Annotated in this window: 17 protein-coding genes and 1 pseudogene; 7 read left to right on the forward strand and 11 right to left on the reverse strand. The window is 65.0% G+C overall.

The annotated features are described in order from the left end of the window. The first annotated feature begins 114 nt into the window (after positions 1-114). The 6 genes from GEV37_RS02340 to GEV37_RS02365 are packed head-to-tail and all read left to right on the forward strand — an operon-like array spanning position 115 to position 8739. A complete protein-coding gene (locus GEV37_RS02340; protein ID WP_227388563.1) occupies positions 115-1317 on the forward strand; it encodes an efflux RND transporter periplasmic adaptor subunit in 1203 nt (400 codons plus the stop codon). Further along, positions 1314-4415: an efflux RND transporter permease subunit gene (locus tag GEV37_RS02345; protein ID WP_227388564.1), complete on the forward strand. Its 3102-nt coding sequence runs from the start codon at positions 1314-1316 to the stop codon at positions 4413-4415. Before GEV37_RS02340 ends, GEV37_RS02345 begins: the two co-directional genes overlap by 4 nt. Next, entirely contained in the window at positions 4412-5830 is a 1419-nt protein-coding gene (locus tag GEV37_RS02350; RefSeq protein WP_227388565.1) for an ATP-binding protein, read from the forward strand. The genes GEV37_RS02345 and GEV37_RS02350 overlap by 4 nt, the downstream gene beginning before the upstream one ends. A 15-nt stretch (positions 5831-5845) precedes the next feature. Beyond that, entirely contained in the window at positions 5846-6565 is a 720-nt protein-coding gene (locus GEV37_RS02355) for a response regulator (RefSeq protein ID WP_227388566.1), read from the forward strand. Positions 6566-6597: 32 nt separating this feature from the next. Further along, on the forward strand, positions 6598-7299 hold the full coding sequence (locus GEV37_RS02360; RefSeq protein ID WP_227388567.1) for a response regulator transcription factor: 702 nt from the start codon (positions 6598-6600) through the stop codon (positions 7297-7299). Between the two features lie 18 nt (positions 7300-7317). After that, positions 7318-8739, forward strand: coding sequence for a sensor histidine kinase (locus tag GEV37_RS02365; RefSeq protein ID WP_227388568.1), 1422 nt, complete (start codon positions 7318-7320; stop codon positions 8737-8739). Here GEV37_RS02365 and GEV37_RS02370 read toward each other — a convergent pair. The 5 genes and pseudogenes from GEV37_RS02370 to GEV37_RS02390 all read right to left on the reverse strand — a co-directional run bounded on the left by GEV37_RS02370 (position 8672) and on the right by GEV37_RS02390 (position 13794). Next, positions 8672-9700, reverse strand: a pseudogene (locus GEV37_RS02370) (AbrB family transcriptional regulator). The gene GEV37_RS02365 and the pseudogene GEV37_RS02370 overlap by 68 nt on opposite strands. A gap of 3 nt (positions 9701-9703) precedes the next feature. Then, positions 9704-11209, reverse strand: coding sequence for a tripartite tricarboxylate transporter permease (locus GEV37_RS02375; protein ID WP_227388569.1), 1506 nt, complete (start codon positions 11207-11209; stop codon positions 9704-9706). 9 nt (positions 11210-11218) lie between these two features. Beyond that, complete coding sequence (locus GEV37_RS02380) at positions 11219-11671, reverse strand: tripartite tricarboxylate transporter TctB family protein (RefSeq protein WP_227388570.1); 453 nt, start codon at positions 11669-11671, stop codon at positions 11219-11221. Positions 11672-11720: 49 nt separating this feature from the next. Next, entirely contained in the window at positions 11721-12734 is a 1014-nt protein-coding gene (locus GEV37_RS02385) for a Bug family tripartite tricarboxylate transporter substrate binding protein (RefSeq protein WP_227388571.1), read from the reverse strand. 139 nt (positions 12735-12873) lie between these two features. Beyond that, positions 12874-13794: an alpha/beta hydrolase gene (locus GEV37_RS02390; protein WP_227388572.1), complete on the reverse strand. Its 921-nt coding sequence runs from the start codon at positions 13792-13794 to the stop codon at positions 12874-12876. A gap of 149 nt (positions 13795-13943) precedes the next feature. Here GEV37_RS02390 and GEV37_RS02395 point away from each other — a divergent pair, with 149 nt between their 5' ends. Further along, positions 13944-14336, forward strand: a complete 393-nt coding sequence (locus tag GEV37_RS02395; RefSeq protein ID WP_227388573.1) for a hypothetical protein — start codon at positions 13944-13946, stop codon at positions 14334-14336. 117 nt (positions 14337-14453) lie between these two features. Here the strand turns inward: GEV37_RS02395 and exaC are convergent, their stop codons facing one another. The 6 genes from exaC to GEV37_RS02425 all read right to left on the reverse strand — a co-directional run bounded on the left by exaC (position 14454) and on the right by GEV37_RS02425 (position 22362). Beyond that, positions 14454-15974: an acetaldehyde dehydrogenase ExaC gene (gene exaC, locus GEV37_RS02400; RefSeq protein ID WP_227388574.1), complete on the reverse strand. Its 1521-nt coding sequence runs from the start codon at positions 15972-15974 to the stop codon at positions 14454-14456. 147 nt (positions 15975-16121) lie between these two features. Then, a complete protein-coding gene (locus tag GEV37_RS02405) occupies positions 16122-16550 on the reverse strand; it encodes a universal stress protein (protein WP_227388575.1) in 429 nt (142 codons plus the stop codon). A gap of 11 nt (positions 16551-16561) precedes the next feature. Further along, the gene (locus GEV37_RS02410; protein ID WP_227388576.1) at positions 16562-19156 is read right to left on the reverse strand and encodes a TRAP transporter permease; all 2595 of its coding nucleotides are present in this window, start codon (positions 19154-19156) and stop codon (positions 16562-16564) included. A gap of 162 nt (positions 19157-19318) precedes the next feature. Further along, a complete protein-coding gene (locus GEV37_RS02415) occupies positions 19319-20299 on the reverse strand; it encodes a TAXI family TRAP transporter solute-binding subunit (RefSeq protein WP_227388577.1) in 981 nt (326 codons plus the stop codon). Positions 20300-20588: 289 nt separating this feature from the next. Then, a complete protein-coding gene (locus tag GEV37_RS02420; RefSeq protein ID WP_227388578.1) occupies positions 20589-21893 on the reverse strand; it encodes a TRAP transporter large permease in 1305 nt (434 codons plus the stop codon). Next, entirely contained in the window at positions 21883-22362 is a 480-nt protein-coding gene (locus GEV37_RS02425) for a TRAP transporter small permease (RefSeq protein ID WP_227388579.1), read from the reverse strand. Before GEV37_RS02425 ends, GEV37_RS02420 begins: the two co-directional genes overlap by 11 nt. Between the last annotated feature and the right edge of the window lie 6 nt (positions 22363-22368).

Raw genomic sequence — 22368 nt, forward strand, 5'->3', positions numbered from 1 at the left:
CTGCTTATCAACCGTAGATGCTAGCATACTACGCTTATCCTCTTTTACTTCGGTCTTCATGACGGTCTTCACGACGGTCTTCAAGACAGTCTTTACAACGGATGACCTGCGGCAATGACCCTTCTTGAGAAAACGCCGGTTCGCCAATCTGGCCGGGTACGTTTTGGTGCCCTGCTGGCGCTCGTGGTGCTGGCGGTGGGCCTGGCGCTGGCCTGGTGGATCATCACCCAACCCCCGCGAGTCGAGCGTCGCCCGCCGCCGCCCACGCCTGCGCCGGTGGTCGATGTGATCACCGTAACCGAGCGGGTGCAGGCGCCGGTGCTCACCGGCTTCGGCCGCGTCGAGGCGGAAAAGTCCGCGATGCTGGCAAGCCGCGTGGCCGGCCAGCTCGAACGCTTCGCCCCAAACGTGGTGCCGGGCGAGGTGGTCGAGCAGGGAGCGCCGCTGGCCTACATCGACCGGGCGGACCTGGAGCTTGCCCTGCGCGACGCCGAGGCCCAGCTGAGCAACGCCCAGGCGGTGCTCGCCCTGGAGCAGGCGGAGCAGGAGCGCGCCCGCGGCGACTACGCCCGCTTCGGTCAGCAGCTTTCCGCCGAGCGCCGCGCGCTGGTGCTGCGCGAGCCCCAGCTGCGTCAGGCACAGGCCCAGCTTACCCAGGCCGAGGTAGTGCGCGACCAGGCGGCGCTGAATCTGGAGCGCGCCACGCTCACTGCCCCCTGGCGCGCCATGGTGGCCGAGCGCACGGTGGGCGCCGGCAGCCTCTTGAGCCAGGGTACCGAGGTGCTGAGCCTGGTCGGCGTGGAGCAGTTCTGGGTGCGCGCGTCGCTGCCCGGCGATACGCTCTCCTGGCTCGCCCCCGGCGACGAGGTGACGCTGACCAGCCAGAGCTGGGCGGCGGACGAGCAGCGTAAGGGCACGCTGGTGTCGATTCTGCCGAGTCTCGAGGAGAACGGGCTGCAAGCCCAGCTTCTGATCGGCGTCGACGACCCGCTGGCGCTCGACGATGAAGGGCCGGCGCTGCGCCTGGGCGACGTGCTGCGGCTGCGCTACCACACCACCGCCCGGCGCCCGCTGATCGCCCTGCCCTCCGCCGCGCTGCGCCCTGGCGAGCGGGTCTGGTGGCTCGACGACGAGGACCGTTTGCAGAGCAGCACGGTGACGCTCGCCTACCGCGGCGAGGAGCAGGCGCTGGTCAGCGACGGCCTGGAAGAGGGCCAGCGTGTGGTCACCGCCGGACTCGCCCAGCCCCGAGTGGGCCAGCAGGTGCGCCCGCGCAGCCCCGCTGACACCCCGGCCCAGAGCGAGGAGACCCCATGATGCGCAAGGGTCCGCTCGCCTGGATGGTCGACCACGGCGTGGCGCCGAACCTGCTGATGGTGCTGTTCATCGTCGGGGGCCTGATGGCGTCACTGGCCATCAAGAAGGAGGTATTCCCCGACTTCGAGAGCGAGACCGTCCAGGTCTCCATCAGCTATCCCGGTGCAACGCCGGAGGATATCGAGCAGAGCCTGCTGCTGCCGGTGGAGGCGGCGGTCACCAATGTCGAGGGCATCGACGAGCTGACCGCCACCGCCAACGAGGGCAGCGGCGTGGTGCAGGCAACCCTGATCGACGGTGTCGACGTGATGCGCGTCTACCAGGAGATCCAGCAGGCGGTGAACGCCATCACCACCTTCCCCAACGCCGCCGACCCGCCCCGTTTCACCCTGGCCGGATTCTCGCGCGGGGTGATGCGCCTGCAGGTTTACGGCAATGCGAGCCTGGGCGCGCTTCACGACGCCGCCGAGGACGTGCGCGCCGAGCTTCAGGCCACTAGCGGCATCTCGCGAGCGGAACTCTCGGGCAACCGCGACCGCGAGATCCAGGTGCTGCTCGACGAGGAAGCCATCGAGCGCTTCGGTCTCGATCACCAGGCGCTTGCCGCGCGCATCGCCGAGGAGGCGCTCGATCTCGCCAGCGGCCAGCTCACCACCGCCGAAGGCGAGTGGCTGATTCGCTACCAGGGCCGGCGCAACAGCGCCGCCGAGTTTGCCCGGCTGCCGATTCTCACCACCGCCCAGGGCGCGCCGGTGGAGCTTGGCCAGATCGCCGAGGTGCGCGAAGGCTTCGCCGAGGTCGGCCGCGAGGAGTTCTACAACGGCCAGCGCGGGCTCTCCGTGGATGTCTACCAGGTGGGCGACCAGACCCCGACCAGCATCTCCCACGCGGTCAACGGCGAGCTCGAGCGCCTGCGCGCCAGCCTGCCCGAGGGCATTTTCCTGGATGTCTCCCGCGACAGCTCCGAGGTCTACGAGGACCGCCTGGGGCTTCTGCTCAAGAACGCCTGGATGGGTCTGGCGCTGGTGATGATCCTGATGGCGCTGTTTCTCGAGGCGCGCCTCGCCTTCTGGGTGACGCTGGGCATCCCCACCGCCTTTCTGGGCGCGATGCTGTTTCTGCCCTGGATCGGCGTGTCGCTCAACATGATGTCAATGTTCGCCTTCATCATCGCGCTCGGTATCGTGGTGGACGACGCCATCATGGTCGGCGAGAACATCTACAGCTACCGCGAACAGGGCTATTCGCTGCGCGACGCGGCGGTCAAGGGCGCCCAGGAGATCGCGGTACCGCTGACCTTCGCGATCCTCTCCAACGTGGTGGCGTTCCTGCCGCTGCTGTTTCTGCCCGGGTTTCTCGGGCTGATATTTGCCGTGGTGCCGGTGGTGGTCATCACGGTGTTTCTGATCTCCTTGGTGGAGGCGCTGTTCATCCTGCCGGCGCACCTGGCGCACAGCCGCAAGCCGCGCCAGACCCCGGCCTGGCAGCGCCCGCTGGAGCGCCTGCGACAGCGCCTGCAGGGCGGGCTTCATGCCTTTACCTATCAGCGCTTCGAACCTTTTCTGCAGCGTGCCCTGAACCAGCGGTTGTTGAGCGTTTCCCTCGGTATCGCCCTGCTGCTGGTGGTACTGGCCTGGGCGATGAGCGGGCGGCTGGGCTTCTCGCTGATGCCCCGGGTCGAGTCCGACCAGGTGCAGGCCAGCGTCACCCTGCCGATCGGGAGCCATATCAGCGTCAGCCGCGAGCTCAGCCAGCAGTTGCTGGACGCCGCCGAGACGCTCAGCGAGCGCGAACCCACCCTCGCCTTCGAGAGCACCCGCAGCCGGCTCGACGGCGAAAGCCTGGAAGTGACCCTCGACATCGCCCGGGACAGCCTCGATGCCTGGCCGCCGTCGCGCATCGCCACCGAGTGGCGCGAGCTCGTCGGCGACCTGGTCGGCGCGCAGTCGGTGCGCTTTGCCTCGGACGTGGGCGGGCCCGGAAGCGGTGCCGCCTTGAGCCTGCGGCTTTCCCACCCCAACACCCAGGTGCTCGAAGCCGCCGCCCAGCGCCTGGCCGATCAGCTCGGCGAGTACGGGCTGACGGACATCGACAGCGGCCTGGGTGACGGCAAGCCGCAGCTCGAGATGCGTCTCTCCGCCGAGGGTCGGGCGCTGGGGCTGACCGGATCGGATCTCGCCCAGGCGCTGCGCGGCCCGCTGCAGGGCGCCACCGCCATCGAGCAGTTCATCGGCCGCCAGGAGGTGAGCGTCGAGGTGCGCCTGCCGGAGCAGGACCGGGCGAGCCTGAACGCGCTCTATCGGCTGCCGGTGCGCACCCCGGAGGGCTTGAGCATTCCGCTCTCCCGGGCGGCGGACATCACCCTGAGCCAGGCGTCCAGCAGCCTTTCGCGCATCGACGGCCGGCGCATCATCACCGTGACTGCCGATGCCGAGGGCGACCAGGCGATCAACCAGGTGCTCTCGACGCTGCAGGAAGACGTCTTCCCGACCCTGACCAACACCTGGCCCGGGCTCGAGGTCACCCTCGGCGGGCGCCAGCAGGACACCGCCGACAACCTGGCCACCTTGCGAACCGCCATGTGGCTGATGCTGGCCGCACTCTACGCGCTGCTGGCGATTCCCTTCAGAAGCTACCTGCAGCCACTATTGGTGATGGCCGCCATTCCCTTCGGGCTGGTGGGGGCCGTGGCAGGCCACGTGCTGATGGGCTTCGGGCTGTCGATCATCAGCCTTCTCGGGATGCTGGCGCTCTCCGGGGTGGTGATCAACGACGCGCTGGTGCTGATCGACTACGCCAACCGCAAGCGCCGCGAGGGCATGGCGGCCCGCGAGGCGATCGTCGCCGCCGCCACGCGCCGGATGCGTCCGATCATGATGACCACGCTCACCACCTTCCTGGGGCTGGCGCCGATGATTCTCGAGACCTCGCGCCAGGCGCGCTTCATGATCCCGATGGCGATCTCGCTGGGCTTCGGCATGCTGTTCGCTACTGCCATTTTGCTGATCATCGTGCCGTGCCTCTACCTGGGCCTGGAGAATGTGCGCGAACGGCTGAGCGCCCCGTCGGCGCCGAGCAGTGAAGGAGCATCCTCATGAGTCGCTTGCGCACGCTGGCCGCCTGGCGCCCCTCGACCCTGGGGCTGCGCCTGTTCGTGGTGATCCTGAGCGTCAACGTGGCGATCGCCGCCAGCATCTTTCTGGCCGTCTCCTGGAGCATCGACCGCGGCTTTCTCGAGTACCTCAACCAGGCCCAGGAGCGCCGGGCGGCGCTTCTGGCCGATGGGCTGGTGACGCGCTACGACACCCAGGGCGACTGGGAGTGGCTCACGCGCTCGCCGGAGCGCTGGCCGCGCATCGTGCGCTTCGAGCTGGGCCAGGAGCGCCAGGAGCGCCCCTCGCCTCTGGGCGAGGCGCGCGACTTCGCCCTGCGCGACCCTCAAGGGCGTTTCGTGGTACGCCCGCGTCCGGTCGGCGAGGAGAGCGACTGGCGCTGGCTCACGCTCTACAGTGAGAGCACCGGCGGCGGCGTCGAGGAAATCGGCGCGCTCGGCTTTCGCTCGCCCCAGCAGATGATGGAGCACATGGAGAACCGTTTTCTGGAGCGCCAGCAGCGCAATCTCTTTGTCATCGTGATTTCATTGGTGGTGGCGTCGCTGTTGCTGGCCGGCGGGCTTTCCTGGTGGCTGGGCGGGCGCACGAGGGCGCTGGCCGGTGCCACCCGCCGCCTCACCCAGGGGGATTACCACATTCGCCTGCGCGCCCGGGGTCGCGACGAACTCTCGCGCCTGGCCCAGGACTTCAACCGGCTGGCCGAAACCCTGGAGGCGAGCCGCGACGCCCGGGCGCGCTGGGTCTCCGACACCGCCCACGAGCTCAGAACGCCGCTTGCGGTGCTGCGCGGCGAGATCGAGGCGATGCAGGACGGCGTGCGTGCCCTCGATCAGGAGAACCTGGGCTCGCTCGCCCAGGAGGTCGGCCATCTCGAGCGGCTGGTGGCGGACCTGCGCCTGCTGTCGCAAAGCGATGCCGGGGCGCTGGACATCCACCTCGCCCCGCTCGATCTGAGCGAGTCGCTTGCCGGGCGCCTGGCGGACGCCGACCGCTGGCTGGCGGACAGCGGGCTTTCGCTTGCCACCAACATCGCCCCCGGGGTGATGATTCGCGGCGACGCCCAGCGTCTTCGCCAGCTGTGGAACAACCTGCTCGACAACAGCTGCGCCTACACCACCGCCCCCGGCGCCCTCGAGGTGAGCCTGCGCGTCGAGGCGCACCAGGCGGTGGTAGTATGGCAAGATAGCGCCCCGGGCGTGCCCGAAGGCGAGCTTTCAAGGCTGACCGAGCGCCTCTACCGCGTGGAAGGTTCGCGCAGCCGGGCAAGCGGCGGCAGCGGCCTGGGGCTTTCGATTGCAAGCGCCTTGGCCAGCGCCCACGGTGCCACGCTCACCGCCAGCGCATCGCCGCTGGGCGGGCTTCGCTGGACGCTGCGCTTTGCGCTGCTGCCTTCACGCTAGACTCACGAGGCCATGATGTCATCGACCGATACGCCTACTGCGGGCCCGGCCAACGCCACGCTCTTGATCGTCGAGGACGAGCCCAAGATCGCCCGGCTGATGGCCGACTACCTGGAAAGCCACCACTTCGCGCCGACGCTTCTGGATCACGGCGACGCGGTGCTGCCCTGGCTCGAGGAGCACGCCCCGGCACTGGTGCTGCTGGACTTGATGCTGCCGGGGCGCGACGGCCTGACGCTGTGCCGCGATATCCGCCAGCGCTGGCCACGGCTTCCGGTGATCATGGTGACCGCCAAGGTCGAGGAGGTCGACCGGCTGCTGGGCCTGGAAATGGGCGCCGACGATTACATCTGCAAGCCCTTCAGCCCGCGGGAAGTGGTGGCGCGGGTGAAAGCGGTGCTGCGTCGCAGCCAGGCCGCCCTTCAGGCTCCGGAGCCCGTCGCCGCCCCGGTGGTGCTCAACGACGATGGCTGGCAGGCCCTGGCCGGCGACCGGGACCTGGGTCTGACCGCAGTGGAGTTCCAGCTTCTGCGAGTGATGATGAACGCCCCCGGGCGCATCTTCAGCCGCGAGCAGCTGATGGATCACATGTACCGCGACAACCGTATCGTCTCCGAGCGCACCGTGGACAGCCACATCAAGAAGCTGCGCAAGAAGATCACCGAGGCCCTGCCCGAGCAGGAGATCATCCGCTCGGTCTACGGTGTCGGCTACAAGTACCAGCCCGAGGGGTAGCCCACCCCGCCGCGGCTCGTTCAGGAGCGCACATGAAGGCGCTGATAGTGGAAGACAACGATAATCTGGCGCGCTCGATCGCCGCGACCCTGAGCGAGGCGGGTTTCACCATCGTTCTGGTTCACGATGGCGTGGCGGCGGATCATGCGCTCGCCCAGGGTGGCTTCGACCTGCTGGTGCTGGACCTGGGCTTGCCAGAACTCGATGGCATCAGCCTGCTGCGGCGGCTTCGCCATCGTAACGACAGGATCCCGGTGCTGATCACCTCCGCCCGGGATAGCCTGGACCAACGCATCCTGGGACTCGAGGAGGGGGCGGACGACTACCTGTGCAAGCCGTTCTCCCTGGACGAGGTGAGCGCCCGAGCCCGGGCCCTGGTGCGCCGGGCCAAGCATTTCGGCGGCGACTCCCTTGCCTGCGGGCCGCTCGAGTTCTTCCCGGATGCGCGAGAGCTGCGCCTCGAGGGCGAGCCGGTGGCACTGCACCGCCGCGAGCTGGAGGTGATCGAGTACCTGATGATCAACCAGAATCGGCTGGTGAGTAAGGATCAGATCATTGAGCGCCTCTCAACCCTTGACGAGCCGGTCACCTACGCGGCGGTGGAAACCTACATCTCGCGTATCCGCAAGAAGATCGGCCGGGAGTTCGGCCTCAAGACCGTGCGCGGCCTGGGCTACTACCTTGAATGCAAGAACCACCTCGACGGCAAGAGCTATCTTGACTGCAAAAAATAGACGACACCGACGCTTGCCATGTTCAAACGCCCTGCTTCGATTCGCGCCCGCCTGCTCGCCTGGATAGGCCTGCCCTTCACGGCCCTGGCCCTGCTGGCCCTGGCATCGAGCCATCTGCTCTTGACCCGCCAGATCAACGATACCTTCGACGACATGCTGCTCAACGCCGCCAAGCGCCTGGAGCGCCGGATCTACACCGTGGACGGCGAGCTTCACATCAACATGCACTACTTCAGCGTGAGCACTCTGGGGAGCCGGGGCCAAGGCAAGATCTTCTATCGCATCCGCGAGGTGGGGGGGCCGATGATCGCCGGGTTTCCGGGTCTGGGGGACGCGCCGGGGCACCTGGAGAAGCCGCGCTTTTTCGATGTCGCCTACGCCGGCAACGACCTGCGCGCCGTGGCGTTCACCTTCCCCTTCGAGCGCAGCCGCCAACGCACGGAGATTGAGGTCATCGTCGCCGAATCCAAGGAGGCGCGCTACATCCTGGCCAACGAGTTCATGCTGACCCTGAGCGGCTTGATGGCGGTGGGCGGGCTTCTGGCCATCACGCTGGCGCTGCTGGCCATCTACTTTGCCTTCGCGCCGCTCAACGCGGTGGGCCAGGCCCTGCGCCAGCGCTCGCCGAACGATTTGCATCCGATCAAGGGGGAGGCGCCAAGGGAGATCCAACCGTTGATCGCGAGCATCAATCAGCTCATGCAGCGCATACGTCGCAGTATCGAGAGCACCCAACAGCTCAACGCCGATGTCTCCCACCAGTTGAGAACCCCGATTTCGGAGCTGCGCGCGCTCACCGAGCTCTCCCTGAAGGCGAGCCAGGAGCCGGAGACCCGGGCCAACCTGGCGGAGATGCGCCGCATCGCCGAGCATGCCAGCCACACGGTGCAGCAGCTGCTGAAATACGCCAAGACCCGTAGCGAGCTTCTGGACGATACCCGGCTCGAGGCGCTGGATTTGACCGAGATTTGCCAGCTGGCCTGCACCCAGACCGCCACCGGCATCTACCAGAAGAACCAGGAGCTCGCCTTCGACATGGCCCCGGGCCAGGCGTATCAGGTACTGGGCGACCCGATCATGTTGCTTTGGCTCATCGTCAACCTGATCGAGAACGCCAGCGTTCACGCCGGCGGCCAGGTGCCCTACCGGGGAAGCATCGATCTCGCCCTGGCTCGGGAAGGCGACGCCGTCGTCCTGACGGTCAGCGACCGGGGCACCGGGGTGAGCGAGGCTACCCTGTCCCGGCTCACCGAGCGTTTCTACCGCGACAACCCCCACGCCCCGGGGAGCGGGCTGGGCCTGGCCATCGTCGAGCAGATCGCTACCGCCCACACCGCGACCCTGCATCTGGCCAACCGTCCAGGCGGCGGGTTCAGGGTGGCGGTGGCGTTTCCGGCGCTCCGAGAGAGCCTGCCAGACGCACCATCCAGGGCGTCATGAAGATCAGGATCAGCAGGCGCAGCACGTGGTGGGAGACGACGTAGACCGGATCGATCCCCATGACCGTGGCGATCACCGCCATCTCCCCCACCCCGCCGGGAATCAGTGCCAGCAGCACCGCGGCGAACTCGAGCGAGGTAAGCGAAGCCACAAGCCACGCCATCAGCATCGCCGCCACCAGGGCGAACAGCGCATAAGCGATGCCGAAGCGCCCCACGCTCAAGATCTGACGCCAGGGGGTACCGGAAAAGCGCGCCCCGACGGAGGAACCGAGGATCATGAACGCCAGCAGCACCGGCCAGGCGGGCAAGGAAAACCCGACCCCGGCATTGGCCATGATCGCCCCGGCGACCATGGGCCCGAGAAACTCCGGCAGCGGCGCGCGGCACCTTCGCAGCACCCACCAGCAACAAGGCGCCAGCAACAACGCGGCGATATCGGAAAGCGCGAGCCAATGGGTGTCGCTTTCAAGGGTGACCTCATCGACGAACAGACTCGCCAGTATCGCCGCGCCGGAGACCACGGTCACCAGGCGAAGCGAATGGGAAATGGCGATCCAGCGAAGATCGCCCTAGGCGGGCTCCGCCAGCACCAGGGCCGAGTTCATGCTGCCGGGGTAGGCGCAGAACATGGCGCTGATGCGCCCGACCTTGGCTTGGGTGAAGATCCAGTAGCCCCCGACCAGCATCATGACCATGTAGACCAGCATGGCGATGACGCTGGGGTACCACCGAACGAGCCCGAGAAGCTCCTGGGCCTGAATACGGCTGCCGATGAACAGCCCGAGCAGCGCGATGGCAACGACATGGACACGCTTGTCCACTCCGGTCTTGACCCCCGCGATCGAGGCGGTCATGACCAGAAACAGCGCCCCCAGCATCCAGGCCAGCGGTAGCGAAAAAAGGGTGGCGATCGCGCCACCCAAGCTACCCAAACCCAGCGTTTTCAGCGTTTTCGACATGGCTTACGCCCGGGCGGCGCGATAGGCCTTGAAGCGGTTCATCAGCGGCTGACCGAACAAGGAAAGCAGCAGCAGCGCGAGGATGCCGAGCGCGACCGGCCGGCCGAACAGGTAGGTGAAGTCGCCACCGCTGATCTGGTAGGAGTGCAGCAGCGATTTCTCGGCGAGCGAGCCCAGCAACAGACCGATGACCGCCGCCGGCACCGAATAGCCGTAGTGGCGCAGAATCCAGCCGATCACCGCGAAAATCAGCACCGTGACCGGGCCGGTCATGTTGCCGGTCAGCCCGAAGGAGCCCATCACCGCCAGCACCAGCACCGACGGAATCAAGTAGCGCATGGGGACCTTGACGATGTTCGCCAGCACCGGGATGAACAACAGCCCCACCACGATCAGCAAGAATACCTGGGCGAAGTTGGCAAAGATGATGGCGTAGACCACGTCGGTCTGCTCGCGGATGAACTGCGGCCCGCCGGTGATGTTGTGCATGGCGAAGGCCGCGAGCATGACCGCAGTGGCGCCGCCGCCGGGAATGCCCAAGGCCAGCAAGGTGGCCATGGAGCCCGCTTCCGAGGTGCTGTTGGCGGATTCCGAGGCGACCACGCCCTTGGGGTTGCCCTTGCCGAACGACTCCGGGTCCTCGTCGCGACGCTTGGCCTCGACGTAGGACAGCAGGTTCGACACCGACGAGCCGACCCCGGGCACGGCGCCGACAAACACGCCGATCAACCCGCCGCGCAGCATCACGCCCGGGTAGCGAAACGCCATCTTGCACCCGGACAGGATTTCGCCGATGCGCACCTTGCGCGAGTCTTCGGATTCGACGATGAAGCCCTTGTTGGCCAGCTTGAACAGTTCCGAGGCGGCGAACATGCCCATCATCGCAGGGATGACCGGAATGCCGTCGAGCAGGTAGGTCTGGCCCATGGTGCCCCGGGCAAGGCCGATCTCGCTGAAACCGATGGTACCCGCCAGAAGACCGACGAAGCCAACCATCAGTCCCTTGAGCACCTGCTCGCCCTTGAGACTCGCGATCAAGGTCATGCCCCAGAGGATGACGATGAACATCTCGGCAGGCCCGAGCTTCAGTACCATGACCGACAGCGGCTGAATCATGATAAAAAGAATGACGTATCCCATCAGCACGCCGATCACCGACGAGGCCAGCGCAATACCCAACGCCTGGTTGTGCTGGCCGTTGCGCGCCATCGGGTAGCCATCGAAGGCGGTGGCGATCGCCGAGGACGTGCCGGGAATGTTCATCAAGATCGCGGGAATCCCCGCCCCAAAGGAGCCGCCGGTGAAGATGGCGGTCAGAAACAGCATGGCCTGGACGAAGTCCATGTACATGGTAATGGGCAGGAAGATCGCCATGGCCATGGAGATCTGAAGCCCGGGGGTGGCGCCGAAGATGAGACCCAGCACGATGCCGGGCACGACCACTATCCACGGGTCGAAACTGGAAAACAGCAGAACCATGCTCTGCTGGACCGCGTCAAAATCGATCATGTCGGTTCCTTAGCTGGGCAGCAGCAACAAGGTCATGGGGTACGGCAGCATCTGGGAGAAGAAGAACGCCGTGCCGAGGCCGAAGGCGACGCTGAAACCTGCCAGCAGCAGCCAGTTGCGCTCGCCCTTGAGCACCAGAAACAGCGCGATGAACGCCACCGTGGCGATATCGAACCCCAGAGTTTCCAGCGAAAGCACATAGACGGCGAACAGCCCGACCACGGGCAACGTGCGGTAAAGCGGCTCCTCTTCGTCGCTTGCGCGAAACAGGGTGCCGTGTTTCAGGCGCAGCACGAACTCGAGGGCGATGATGGCCAGCACCAGCACTGACAGCGGCAGGATCAGCAGCAGGTTCTGGACCTGGGAGGACACGCTGATCGCGTCCATCAAATACCAAAGCGTGAAACACGCCAGCGCCATGAGGACCAGCAGGTCCCCATAGTCGCGTCGTTGTACGGACATGGGAGTTCTCCAGTCCGGCCCCTACCGCGGGGCCGGACGTCAGACGGGATTATTTCAGAAGGTGGGCGTACTGCTCGAAGACGTCGAAGTTCTCGCGCATCAGCTCGTTGGCGCGGTCCGGTCCGATCCATGCGCCGCCCATTTCGTTACGCTCGAGGTGATCCTGCACTTCCTTGCGCGCCAAAGCGCTCTGGATGGCATTGGTCAGCGTCTCGAAACGCTCCGGAAATTCGCGCTCCATTTCACTGGTCACGGCGAAGCCGCGCATGGACCCTTGAAGAATGGGCACTTCCACGCCGGCGGGCTCGAGGGCTTCGTTGATCGGCGGGACGTCCCACTGATCGATGCGCTCGTCGCTGACGATGGCCAGCGGCGTCAGGAATTCGCGAATGCCTTCACTGCCCTGGGCGCTGATGGAGACGAAGTCCACCTGGCCGCCGGCCACCGCCGAGCGCGCCTCGCCACCGCTGTTGTAGGTCACAAGGTTCAGGTTTTCCTGGGGAATACCGGCCCGGTCGAGCAGCAGGCGTACCATCAGGTGGCCAGCGGAGCCCTGTACCACGGCGCCGCGCACCTGCTTGTCGCCTTCGCGCATGGCGTCGAGCAGCGACGGCAAATCCTCGTAGCCGCTGTCGCGGTTGGCGGCGATCAAATCCAGGTCGAACCACTGGAAGTTGATGTAGTTGAAGTCATCGACGCTGAAGTTGGCGCCACCGGTCAGAATCGAGTTGGTGAGGTAGGGCGCGAAGGTGGAGGCATACACGGTGTAGCCGTCGTCGGGCATGTTCAGCACGTAGTTGGAGGCCACCTGGGTGCCGGCACCGGGACGGTTGGTCACCTGGACCGGCACGCCGATCTCCTCGGACAGGTAGCCGGACATCAGCCGCGCCAGGCGATCGGCGCTGCCTCCTGTGCCGAAGCCCACGATCATGTTGATCGGGCGCTCCGGGTAGTCGTCGGCCAACGCGGGCAGCGCCATCGAAAGACTCGTCAGGGCGACGATGGCACCGACCAGCAGCGACTTCATCTTCAAACCGAACGGAGTAGCAACATTCTTGGGCATAGCGGTCTCGCTTTTTATAGGTTTATAGCTTTTTATAGGTTTATAGCTTTTTTTAGAAACAGGGCACGCCCTGTGGAGTGCACACGCTATGGCATGAAGCTTTCACCAACCTTGCACGGCGGCAAAAGCCAACTAAAGTCTAACCTCCACCGCCAACTTCGCGGTTCAAGAACGCTATCGCCGCTTTCATCGCCCCACGGCGCAGTAGAAAACTGCCGATATGACCGCGCCCGCGCTGCAGGTAGAGCTCTGCCGGCACGCCTTGATCCTGGAGGGCGAGATAGAAATCCCGGGCCTGGTCCACGGGCACCAGCCGGTCCCGGTTGCCATGAAAGATGAAAAACGGCGGTGCCTGAGGCGCGACATGATGAATCGGCGACGCCTGCACGTAGGCCTCGGGCCGCTCCTGGCGGGTGCCGCCCAGCAGGCCGACCACGAGCGGCCCGTCGTCGAACTTCGTCAGATCGCTTGGCAAGCCCCCCACCGCTACTGCTCTGAGCCGGGTATGGTCGCCACCGTAGGGCGTCGCCAGTGGCCCGGTCTGGCTTGCCAGGGCCAGCAGGCTCACCAGGTGCGCGCCAGAGGAGTATCCGATCCCGACGATTCGGTCGGTATCGATGCGAAAGCGCTCGGCGTTGGCATGAATCCACGCCATGGCCTGTTGCAGATCCTGAAGCTGTGCGGGAAAACGGTAGCGTGGCGCGAAGCGGTAGGCCACGTTCACCGTCACGTAGCTTTGGCCGGCGAGCTGACGGGCGATGCCCTCCATGTCGTCGGGGCTTCGCCGGCGCCAGCCACCGCCGTGCACGATCAGCGCCGCCGGGCGAAGCGTGCCCGCCGGGGTCGCCGGCAGGCGTACCCGGGCCTCCAGGGGCGCGGGCCAGTCCATGGGGGTGTAGCGCTCGGCCGCCAGGGCGGTGGATGAGACCGGCGGCGCCGGGCGTACCTGGCCCAGGGCCGGCTCTCCCGGGCTTGCCAGATGCATCGCCCCACAGCCGCTCAGCATCAGCGAAAGCCCGCCAAGCCCGAGATAGCGGCGAACCGCGTGAACAACCTGCATTAATGACTCCTTGTCCTGGGTGGGTACGCCCCTCACCGTACCTTTCATAAGATCACGGTTGTTGCACAGTTTCTGCAATGACTTTACACCGACGCCTTCGATACTGGGCTTGTCAGCGTCATTCACTGTATCGACCCACGAGGTACATCATGAAAAACGTCATTCGCAAACTCGCCGCCCCTGCACTGCTCGCCGCCGTGCTCGCCCCCGTTGCACTGACCGCCCAGGCAGGCCCGCACTCCGACGAAGATCGTGCCCAGATGCGCGAGCACCGGCAGGAGCAGCGCCAGGAAGTCTACCAGCGCGCCGGCATCGACGAAGAGAAGCAGCAGGCGCTGGATGAAGTCAATACCGAGTTCTTCGAGGCCATGAAGTCGCTGCGCGACGATCATCACGCCCGGGTCGCCGAGATCCTGACCGATGAAGAGCAGCAGGCAGTGCGAGACGCGATGCACGAGGTGCGCGGCGAGCATCGCGAGCACAAACGCGCCGAGCGAGGCCAGCAAGAGTCCAATACCGAAGGCGAAGCGCTCACTCAGTAAGCACGCGTTTCACGTCGACTTTCGCATCGGTTTCACGTTGACCTTTGCATCGAAAGAACACCCGGCCATTGGCCGGGTGTTCGCGTTGGAAGGGGCATCAAGGTGCCGAAGGCGGGCCTAGAAGAAGCCCATAGGGTTGATGTCGTAGCTGATCAACAGGTTCTTGGTCTGCTGGTAGTGTTCGAGGGCCATCTTGTGGGTCTCGCGGCCGACGCCGGACTTCTTGTAGCCACCGAAGGCGGCGTGGGCCGGGTACTGGTGGTAGCAGTTGGTCCACACCCGCCCGGCCTGGATGCCGCGCCCCATGCGAAACGCCACGTTGATGTCACGACTCCAGACGCCGGCGCCGAGGCCGAACTCGGTGTCGTTGGCGATCGCGAGCGCCTCTTCCTCGTCCTTGAAGGTGGTGACCGACACCACCGGGCCGAAGATCTCCTCCTGGAAGATGCGCATCTTGTTGTTGCCCTTGAGGATCGTCGGCTCGATGTAGTAACCGCTGGCGTAATCTCCCTCGATGCTCGCCTTGTCGCCGCCAGTCAGGAATTCGGCGCCCTCTTCACGCGCCACGTCCATGTAGGACATGATCTTGTCGAACTGCTCTTGCGATGCCTGAGCACCGACCTGCACCTCGGTATCCAGTGGGTTTCCGCGCTTGATCGCCTTGGTGCGTTCGAGCACCTTCACCATGAAGTCGTCGTACATGCTCTCCTGCACCAGTGCGCGAGACGGGCAGGTGCAGACCTCGCCCTGGTTCAGGAAGGCCAGTACCAGGCCTTCTACCGCCTTGTCGATGAAGGCGGGCTCGGCGTTCATGATGTCGGCGAAGTAGATGTTCGGCGACTTGCCACCGAGCTCCACGGTGGAGGGGATGATGTTCTCGGCGGCGCACTTCAGGATGTGCGAGCCCACCGGGGTGGAGCCGGTGAAGGCGATCTTGGCGATGCGCTTGCTGGTGGCAAGACTCTGGCCGATCTCTTCGCCGAAGCCGTTGACGATGTTGACCACCCCGGGCGGGATCAAGTCGCCAATCACCTTCATCAGCACCAGCATCGAGGCCGGCGTCTGCTCGGCGGGCTTCAACACCACGCAGTTGCCGGCGGCGAGCGCCGGCGCCAGCTTCCACACCGCCATCAGGATCGGGAAGTTCCAGGGAATGATCTGCCCCACCACGCCGAGCGGCTCGTGGAAGTGGTAGGCCACGGTGTTGGCGTCGATATCCGCCACGCTGCCTTCCTGGGCGCGGATGCAGCCGGCGAAGTAGCGAAAGTGGTCGACGGCAAGCGGGATGTCGGCGTTGAGCGTCTCGCGCACCGCCTTGCCGTTGTCCCAGGTTTCCGCGACCGCCAGTAGTTCCAGGTTCTGCTCGATGCGATCGGCGATCTTGAGCAGAATATTGCTACGCTCGGCGGCGGAGGTCTTGCCCCAGGCGGGGGCGGCCTGATGCGCGGCGTCCAGGGCCTTTTCCAAGTCCTCGTCGGTGGAGCGTGCCACTTCGCAGAACACCTGGCCGTTCACCGGGCTCAGGTTGTCGAAGTACTGCCCCTTCACCGGCGCCACGAACTCGCCGCCGATGTAGTTGCCGTAGCGTTTCTCGAAGGTGACCACGGCGTTCGCTTCACCGGGATTTGCATAGATCATGATGAGCCTCCTGGACGTTATCTTGTTTTGAACCGCTCATCCAGTGTTGGTCACCCGGCGTGCAAACGACATTAGCCAAACGTCGAAATCGCTCGAACAGGCACGAAAAAAGGCGGCCGAAGCCGCCTTTGAGGGTAAACCGGCGCGCTAGCGCACGATCATCACCGATACCTTGGCATGATGCACCACGTGCTCGGCGTTGGGGCCGAGCACGTAGTCGGCGAACTTGCGCTTGGTGTGCGAGGCCATCACGATCAGGTCGGCGTCAAGCTTCTTGCCGACCTTGATGATCGCCTCCCAGGGCGAGCCGTCGACGATCACGTTCTGGGTCTGGATGCCGTCGGGCACCTGAGCCTCGGTGAAGTCGATCAATGCCTGCTTCATGGCCACGTGGGCCTTTTCCGAGAAGTCCTTCGGAAAGTAGGCACCGACCATCGGCATCGTGAACTCCGGCAGCACGCTGACCAGATGAAGCGAGGCGCCGAAGGTCTGGCACAGCGTCGTCGCCACCGGCAGCGCCTTCTTCCAGGAGCTCTCTTCATTGAGATCCACGGGCAGCAGAATCTTCTGGTACATGCGCACTCTCCTCAGGCCTGGGCCGTAATCGCCTCTTCCTTGCGACGGCGGCTACGCTGCATCAACACCACCAGCGCGAAGAGCATGAGCGCCGGCAGCCACATCCACTCCTTCGTCCAGCGATCTACTGGCGCCAGCACCTCGACGATCTGCTGGTCGAAATCGAAGCCAAGCTCCGCCGCCGGGCTTCCGAACTCGACGAAGTCCACCAGGGTCTCGTCGCCGTCGGTATAGAGCTCGAGGCCGAGGTTTTCAAGCCGCTCCTCCCCGGTGGCGCCATCCGGCACCGGCACCAGCACGTAAGTGCTCATGGGCGAGCCGAAACTGTCTTCTCCCTGAATCTGGACGCGCAGGTTGCTGCCTTCATCGACCTGCCCCAAGGCCTCGGCGAACTGCGCTGGGGGTACGGAATCGTAGGGGTCGTGGAGGCGATCCATCCAGAAGCCGGGGCGGAACAGGGTGAAGGCGACCAGCAGCAGCAAAATCGACTCGTACCAGCGGCTGCGGGTCAGGAAGTACCCTTGGGTGCCGGCGGCGAAGATCAGCATGGCGATGGTGGCCACGATGAAGATCACCACCCCCTGGACGACGGTGACGTCGATCAGCAGAAGGTCCGTGTTGAAGATGAACAGGAACGGGAGTGCTGCGGTACGCAGGCTGTAGTAGAACGCCTGGAAGCCGGTGCGAATCGGATCTCCTCCGGACACCGCCGCCGCGGCGAAGGAGGCCAGGCCCACCGGTGGCGTGACGTCGGCCATGATGCCGAAGTAGAACACGAACAGGTGCACCGCGATCAACGGCACGATCAGCCCGTTTTGCTGGCCGAGCATCACGATCACCGGCGCCATCAGCGCGGAAACGACGATGTAGTTGGCGGTGGTGGGAAGCCCCATGCCGAGGATCAGGCTGAGCACGGCGGTAAGCAGCAGAATGACCATCAGGTTGCCGCCGGAGAGGATCTCGACCACGTCCGCCAGCACCAGGCCCACGCCGGTCTGGGAGACCGCGCCGACCACGATGCCCGCAGTGGCAGTGGCAATACCGATGCCGATCATGTTGCGCGCGCCGGTGACGAGCCCATCCCATAGATCGATGAAGCCTTCCTTGACGTCGTCGGTCAGGCGGCTACGGCCTCTAAAGTAGGCAATGATCGGGCGCTGGGTCAGCATGATGAAGATCATGAACACCGTGGCCCAGAACGCGGACAGCCCTGGCGATAGCCGCTCGACCATCAAGCACCACACCAGCACGATGACCGGCAGGATGTAGTGCAGCCCCACCATGACCGTCGGGCGGGTTTGCGGCAGGGTCACCACCTTGGAGCGGGGATCGTCGATCTCGAGTTCCGGATAGCGGGCGCTGACCTTCAAAAGCCCTACATAGATGACGGCAAGGCCGAAGGAAATGATCCAGGGGGCCGATTCGCCGAGCACCGGCTTGAGCCAGCCAAGGCCATAGTAGACCGCTATGGAAAGCCCCATCAGCAGTAACAGCCCGGTCAGAAAGCCGATCACCTTGTTCAGAAGCGGCCGTGGCGGGTTGCTCGAAGGCAGACCTTGCATGCCGGCCTTGACCGCTTCGAGGTGCACGATGTAAAGCAGCGCGATATAGGAGATCAGCGCGGGCAGGAAGGCGTGCTTGATGACCTCGACGTAGGGGATGCCCACGTACTCGACCATCAGAAAGGCGGCGGCTCCCATGACCGGCGGCATGATCTGGCCGTTGACCGAAGAGGAAACTTCCACGGCGCCGGCTTTTTCGGCGCTGAAGCCCACCCGCTTCATCATCGGAATGGTGAAGGTACCGGTGGTCACGGTGTTGGCGATGGACGAACCGGAGATCAGCCCGGTCAACCCCGAAGCTACCACGGCGGCCTTGGCAGGCCCGCCCTTCAGGTGACCGAGCATCGAGAACGCCACCTTGATGAAGTAGTTGCCCGCCCCGGCCTTGTCCAGCAGCGCGCCGAACAGCACGAACAGGAACACGAAGCTCGTCGAGACCCCCAGCGCAATCCCGAACACCCCTTGGGTACCGAGCCACTGGTGATTGATCAACCCGCCGAGGCTCACGCCGCGGTGAGCGAGAATGCCGGGCATGTAGGGCCCGAACAGGGAATAGGCGATGAAGATGGCGGCGATCACCATCAAGGGCGGCCCCAGTGCCCGCCGGGTTGCCTCCAGCAGCAGGACGATACCGACTATCCCGACCACGATGTCCTGGGTGATGGGACGCCCGGAGCGTCCGGCGAGATCGTCATAGAACACGAAGAGATAGGCACCGCAGAAGGCTGCCACGGCAGCGAAGAGCCAGTCCAGAAGCGGGATACGATCCCGCGGGGAGCGTTTGAAGGCCGGATAGGCCATGAAGGCCAGAAACAGCGCGAACGCCAGGTGGATCGAGCGCGCTTCCGTGGCGCTGAACACGCCAAAGCCCACCAGATAAGGCAGCGGTGAGGCGATCCAGAGCTGAAACAGCGACCAGGCCGCGGCGATACTCACCAGTAGCTTCCCGGGCGCCCCCATAGGTTTTCTCGCGCCGGTATCGCTGGAGGCGACCATGTCCTCCAGGTCGGCCTCCGCGGCCGGGGTCTTCTTCTCGTCTTGCATACGCTAGCCCTTTGAGGTCGGCGCCGGCGAGCAGTACGTACTACCACCGCTTGCCAGTTATGGTTACCAGTACAATCAACGAAAGCGCGGACACCCAGGGCGCCCGCGCTTCGCGTTTTACTCTATTACGCCAGGGTTGTCACCTCGGCGCCGGTTGTCCGCTTACTCGATCCAGCCACGCTCGCGGTAGTAGCGCTCGGCGCCAGCGTGCAGCGGCGCGGTCAGACCGTCAGAGATCATGTCTTCCTCGTTCAGGTTCTCGAACGCCGGATGCAGACGCTTGAAGCGATCGAAGTTCTCGAACACCGCCTTGACGGTTTCGTAGATGACCTCTTCGTCAACGTTGGTGGAGGAGACGAAGGTCGCCGCCACGCCGAAGGTCTCGACGTCTTCGTCGTTACCGCGATACAGGCCGCCCGGGATCACGGAACGAGTGTAGTACGGATACTCTTCGATCAGGCCATCGATCTCGTCACCGGTGACCGAGACCAGTTTGGCGTCGATGGTGGTGGTGGCTTCCTGGATGGAGCCGTTGGGGTGGCCGACCACGTAGACCATGGCGTCGATGTTGTTGTCCGACAGTGCAGAAGCCTGTTCGGCGGCGTCGAGCTGGGATGCCAGGGCGAAAGTGCTTTCGTCCCAACCGAAGGCGTCCATGACGACGTCCATGGTATTGCGCTGGCCGGAACCGGGGTTGCCGATGTTGACACGCTTGCCCGGGAAGTCACTGATGTTCTCGATGCCGGCATCGGCGCGAGCGACGACGGTCAGCGGTTCACCGTGCATGGTGAAGACCGAGCGCATCTCTTCCCACGGGCCCTCTTCCTCGAAGTTGCCTTCGCCGTTGTAGGCGCGGTACTGGACGTCGGACTGCACCACGCCCATATCCAGGTCGCCGCTCTTCATGCCGTTGACGTTGGCCACGGAGCCGCCGGTGGACGGCGCGTTGCAGCGGATGTTGTGATCTTCGCTGCCACGGTTGACCATGCGACAGACCGACTGGCCGACCACGTAGTAGACGCCGGTCTGACCGCCGGTACCGATGGTGATGTAGCGCTCCTGGGCCACGGCTGGCGTGGCGAAGCTTGCCGCGGCGATCAGCGCGCCGGAGACGGCGGCGGTGGAGAATACATGGCGTTTCATGGACACACCTCTTTATCTTTTGTGAGCGTTATGCGCTTTGAACCACCCGTTGTACCGATCCCCTGGGTGCCGGTGTTCAAAACGTTGAGAAGACAGTCTGTTAACTCGTCTACTAACTCTGCCGACAGGCGGCCGAGGATGTTACTTTAGCGAAAAAAACGTCGCTTGGCGAAGTATGCGTAACGCCGCCCGCCAGCGCACGGGGGACGCTTGCCCCCGAGCGTATCTCCATCGTCTCGTTCACTATAGAGGCTATTTTCAACGGCGAACGTTTAGCCGCCTTGCGCCTTTAAACGTTGTAGCCGAGCACGCCGGGAAGCCACAGCGCGATCCCCGGAAACAGCGCCACCAGCGCCATCGCGCAGGCCATGGCGAGCACGAACACCAGCGCCCAGCCCAGGGTATGCTCAAGGCGAATCTTGGCCACTTCCGTGGTCACCATCAGGTTCACCGCCACCGGCGGGGTGAACTGGCCGATGGCGATGTTCATGGCCAGCAGGATGCCGAACCATACCGGGTTCCACTCGAAGTGCTGCATCACCGGAATCAGGATCGGCATCAGGATCAAATAGATCGAGACGGCATCCAGCAGCATCCCGGCGATCAGCACCGCCAGCATGACCAGCACCAGCAGCAGTGCGCCGTTATCGGTGAGCCCGATCATCCACTCCGCCAGGTGGCGGAAGGTCCCGAGCATGGTACCTGCCCAGGCGAACACGCCGGCCAGCGCAATGATCAGCATCACCACGCCGGAAATGATCGCCGCCTCGCCCAGAAGCGCCCAGAGATCGCGTAGCGAAAGCTCCCGCGTCAGGAACAGGCCGACCAGCGTGCCGTAGGCCACCGCCACCACTGCCGCCTCGGTGGGCGTGAACAGCCCGGAGCGCAGCCCGCCCAGAATCAGGATCGGTGCGAACAGCGCGGGCAGCGCCTGGCGAAAGGCCGGCCCTACCTTGAGCCGCTCGGCCCCGTCTACCGGCGCACCGCCCTCCCAACCGTAGCGCCGGGCCAGCAACATCGCCGGTACCAGCAGCGAAAGCCCGGCCAGAATGCCGGGAAAGAGCCCGGCGGCGAACAGCGCGCGAAGATCCACGCCGGGCACCACGATGGAGTAGAGAATCAGCGCCACCGACGGTGGAATCAGGATCGCTGTGGAAGCCGAGGCCGCGATCAGCGTGGCGGAAAACGGCTTGGGATAGCCCGCCTTGGTCATGCTCGGCAGCATCACCATGGCCACGGCCGCAGCATCCGCCGGCCCGGAGCCGGACATGCCGCCCATGATCATGCACACCAGCACCGCCACCAGGGCGAGCCCGCCGTGGCGCGGGCCGATCAACGCCTGGGCGAAGCGCACCAGGCGCAGCGCCACGCCGGAGCGCTCGAAGATCAGCCCGGTCAGGATGAACAGCGGAATGGCGATCAAGGGGTACTTGGCGATGCTGTTGTAGGTGTTGGTGCCGAAGGTGGCGAGCATCTCAGGCGAAAGCCCCGCCACGATGCCGACCGAGCCCGCCAGCGCCAGCGAGAACGCCACCGGAACGCCGGCGATCAGAAGCCCCGCGAAGGCGAGGATCATCCACAGGTCAGGGGTCATCGCGCAGTCTCCCGTTCAGCCGTTCGCGGGTCTGCTGGACGAGCCGCCAGACCATCAGCGCCGAAAGCACAGGCAGCCACACCAGGTACCACCACTGAGGCAGGCCGAGCCCGGGCGAGAGCGACTCCCACTGGTACTCCTGAAAGGCGAGCTTGCCGCCGTACCAGGTGATCAGGCCCAGCACGATCAGCCCGCAAAGCCCCTGAAACAGGATCAGCGCACCGCGAAAGCGAGCAGGCAGCCTGCGCTCCAGAAAGCTGATGCGAATATGGCGGTTGCGTCTGAGCGCCACGCTCGCCCCGGCGAAGGTCAACACCACCAGCAGAAACACCGAGAACTCCTCGGTAAACGAGAACGAGCCGCCGGTGAGATAGCGGGTGACCACATTGCCCAGGCTGATCAGCGAGATGACGATCAGCGACGCCGCCCCCAGCCAGCGCTCGAGGCGCGCATCGAAATACTCTTGCATGTTGGC

Origin of the sequence: Vreelandella malpeensis (genome assembly GCF_020622355.1) — a bacterium.
Classification (GTDB): Bacteria; Pseudomonadota; Gammaproteobacteria; order Pseudomonadales; family Halomonadaceae; genus Vreelandella; species Vreelandella malpeensis.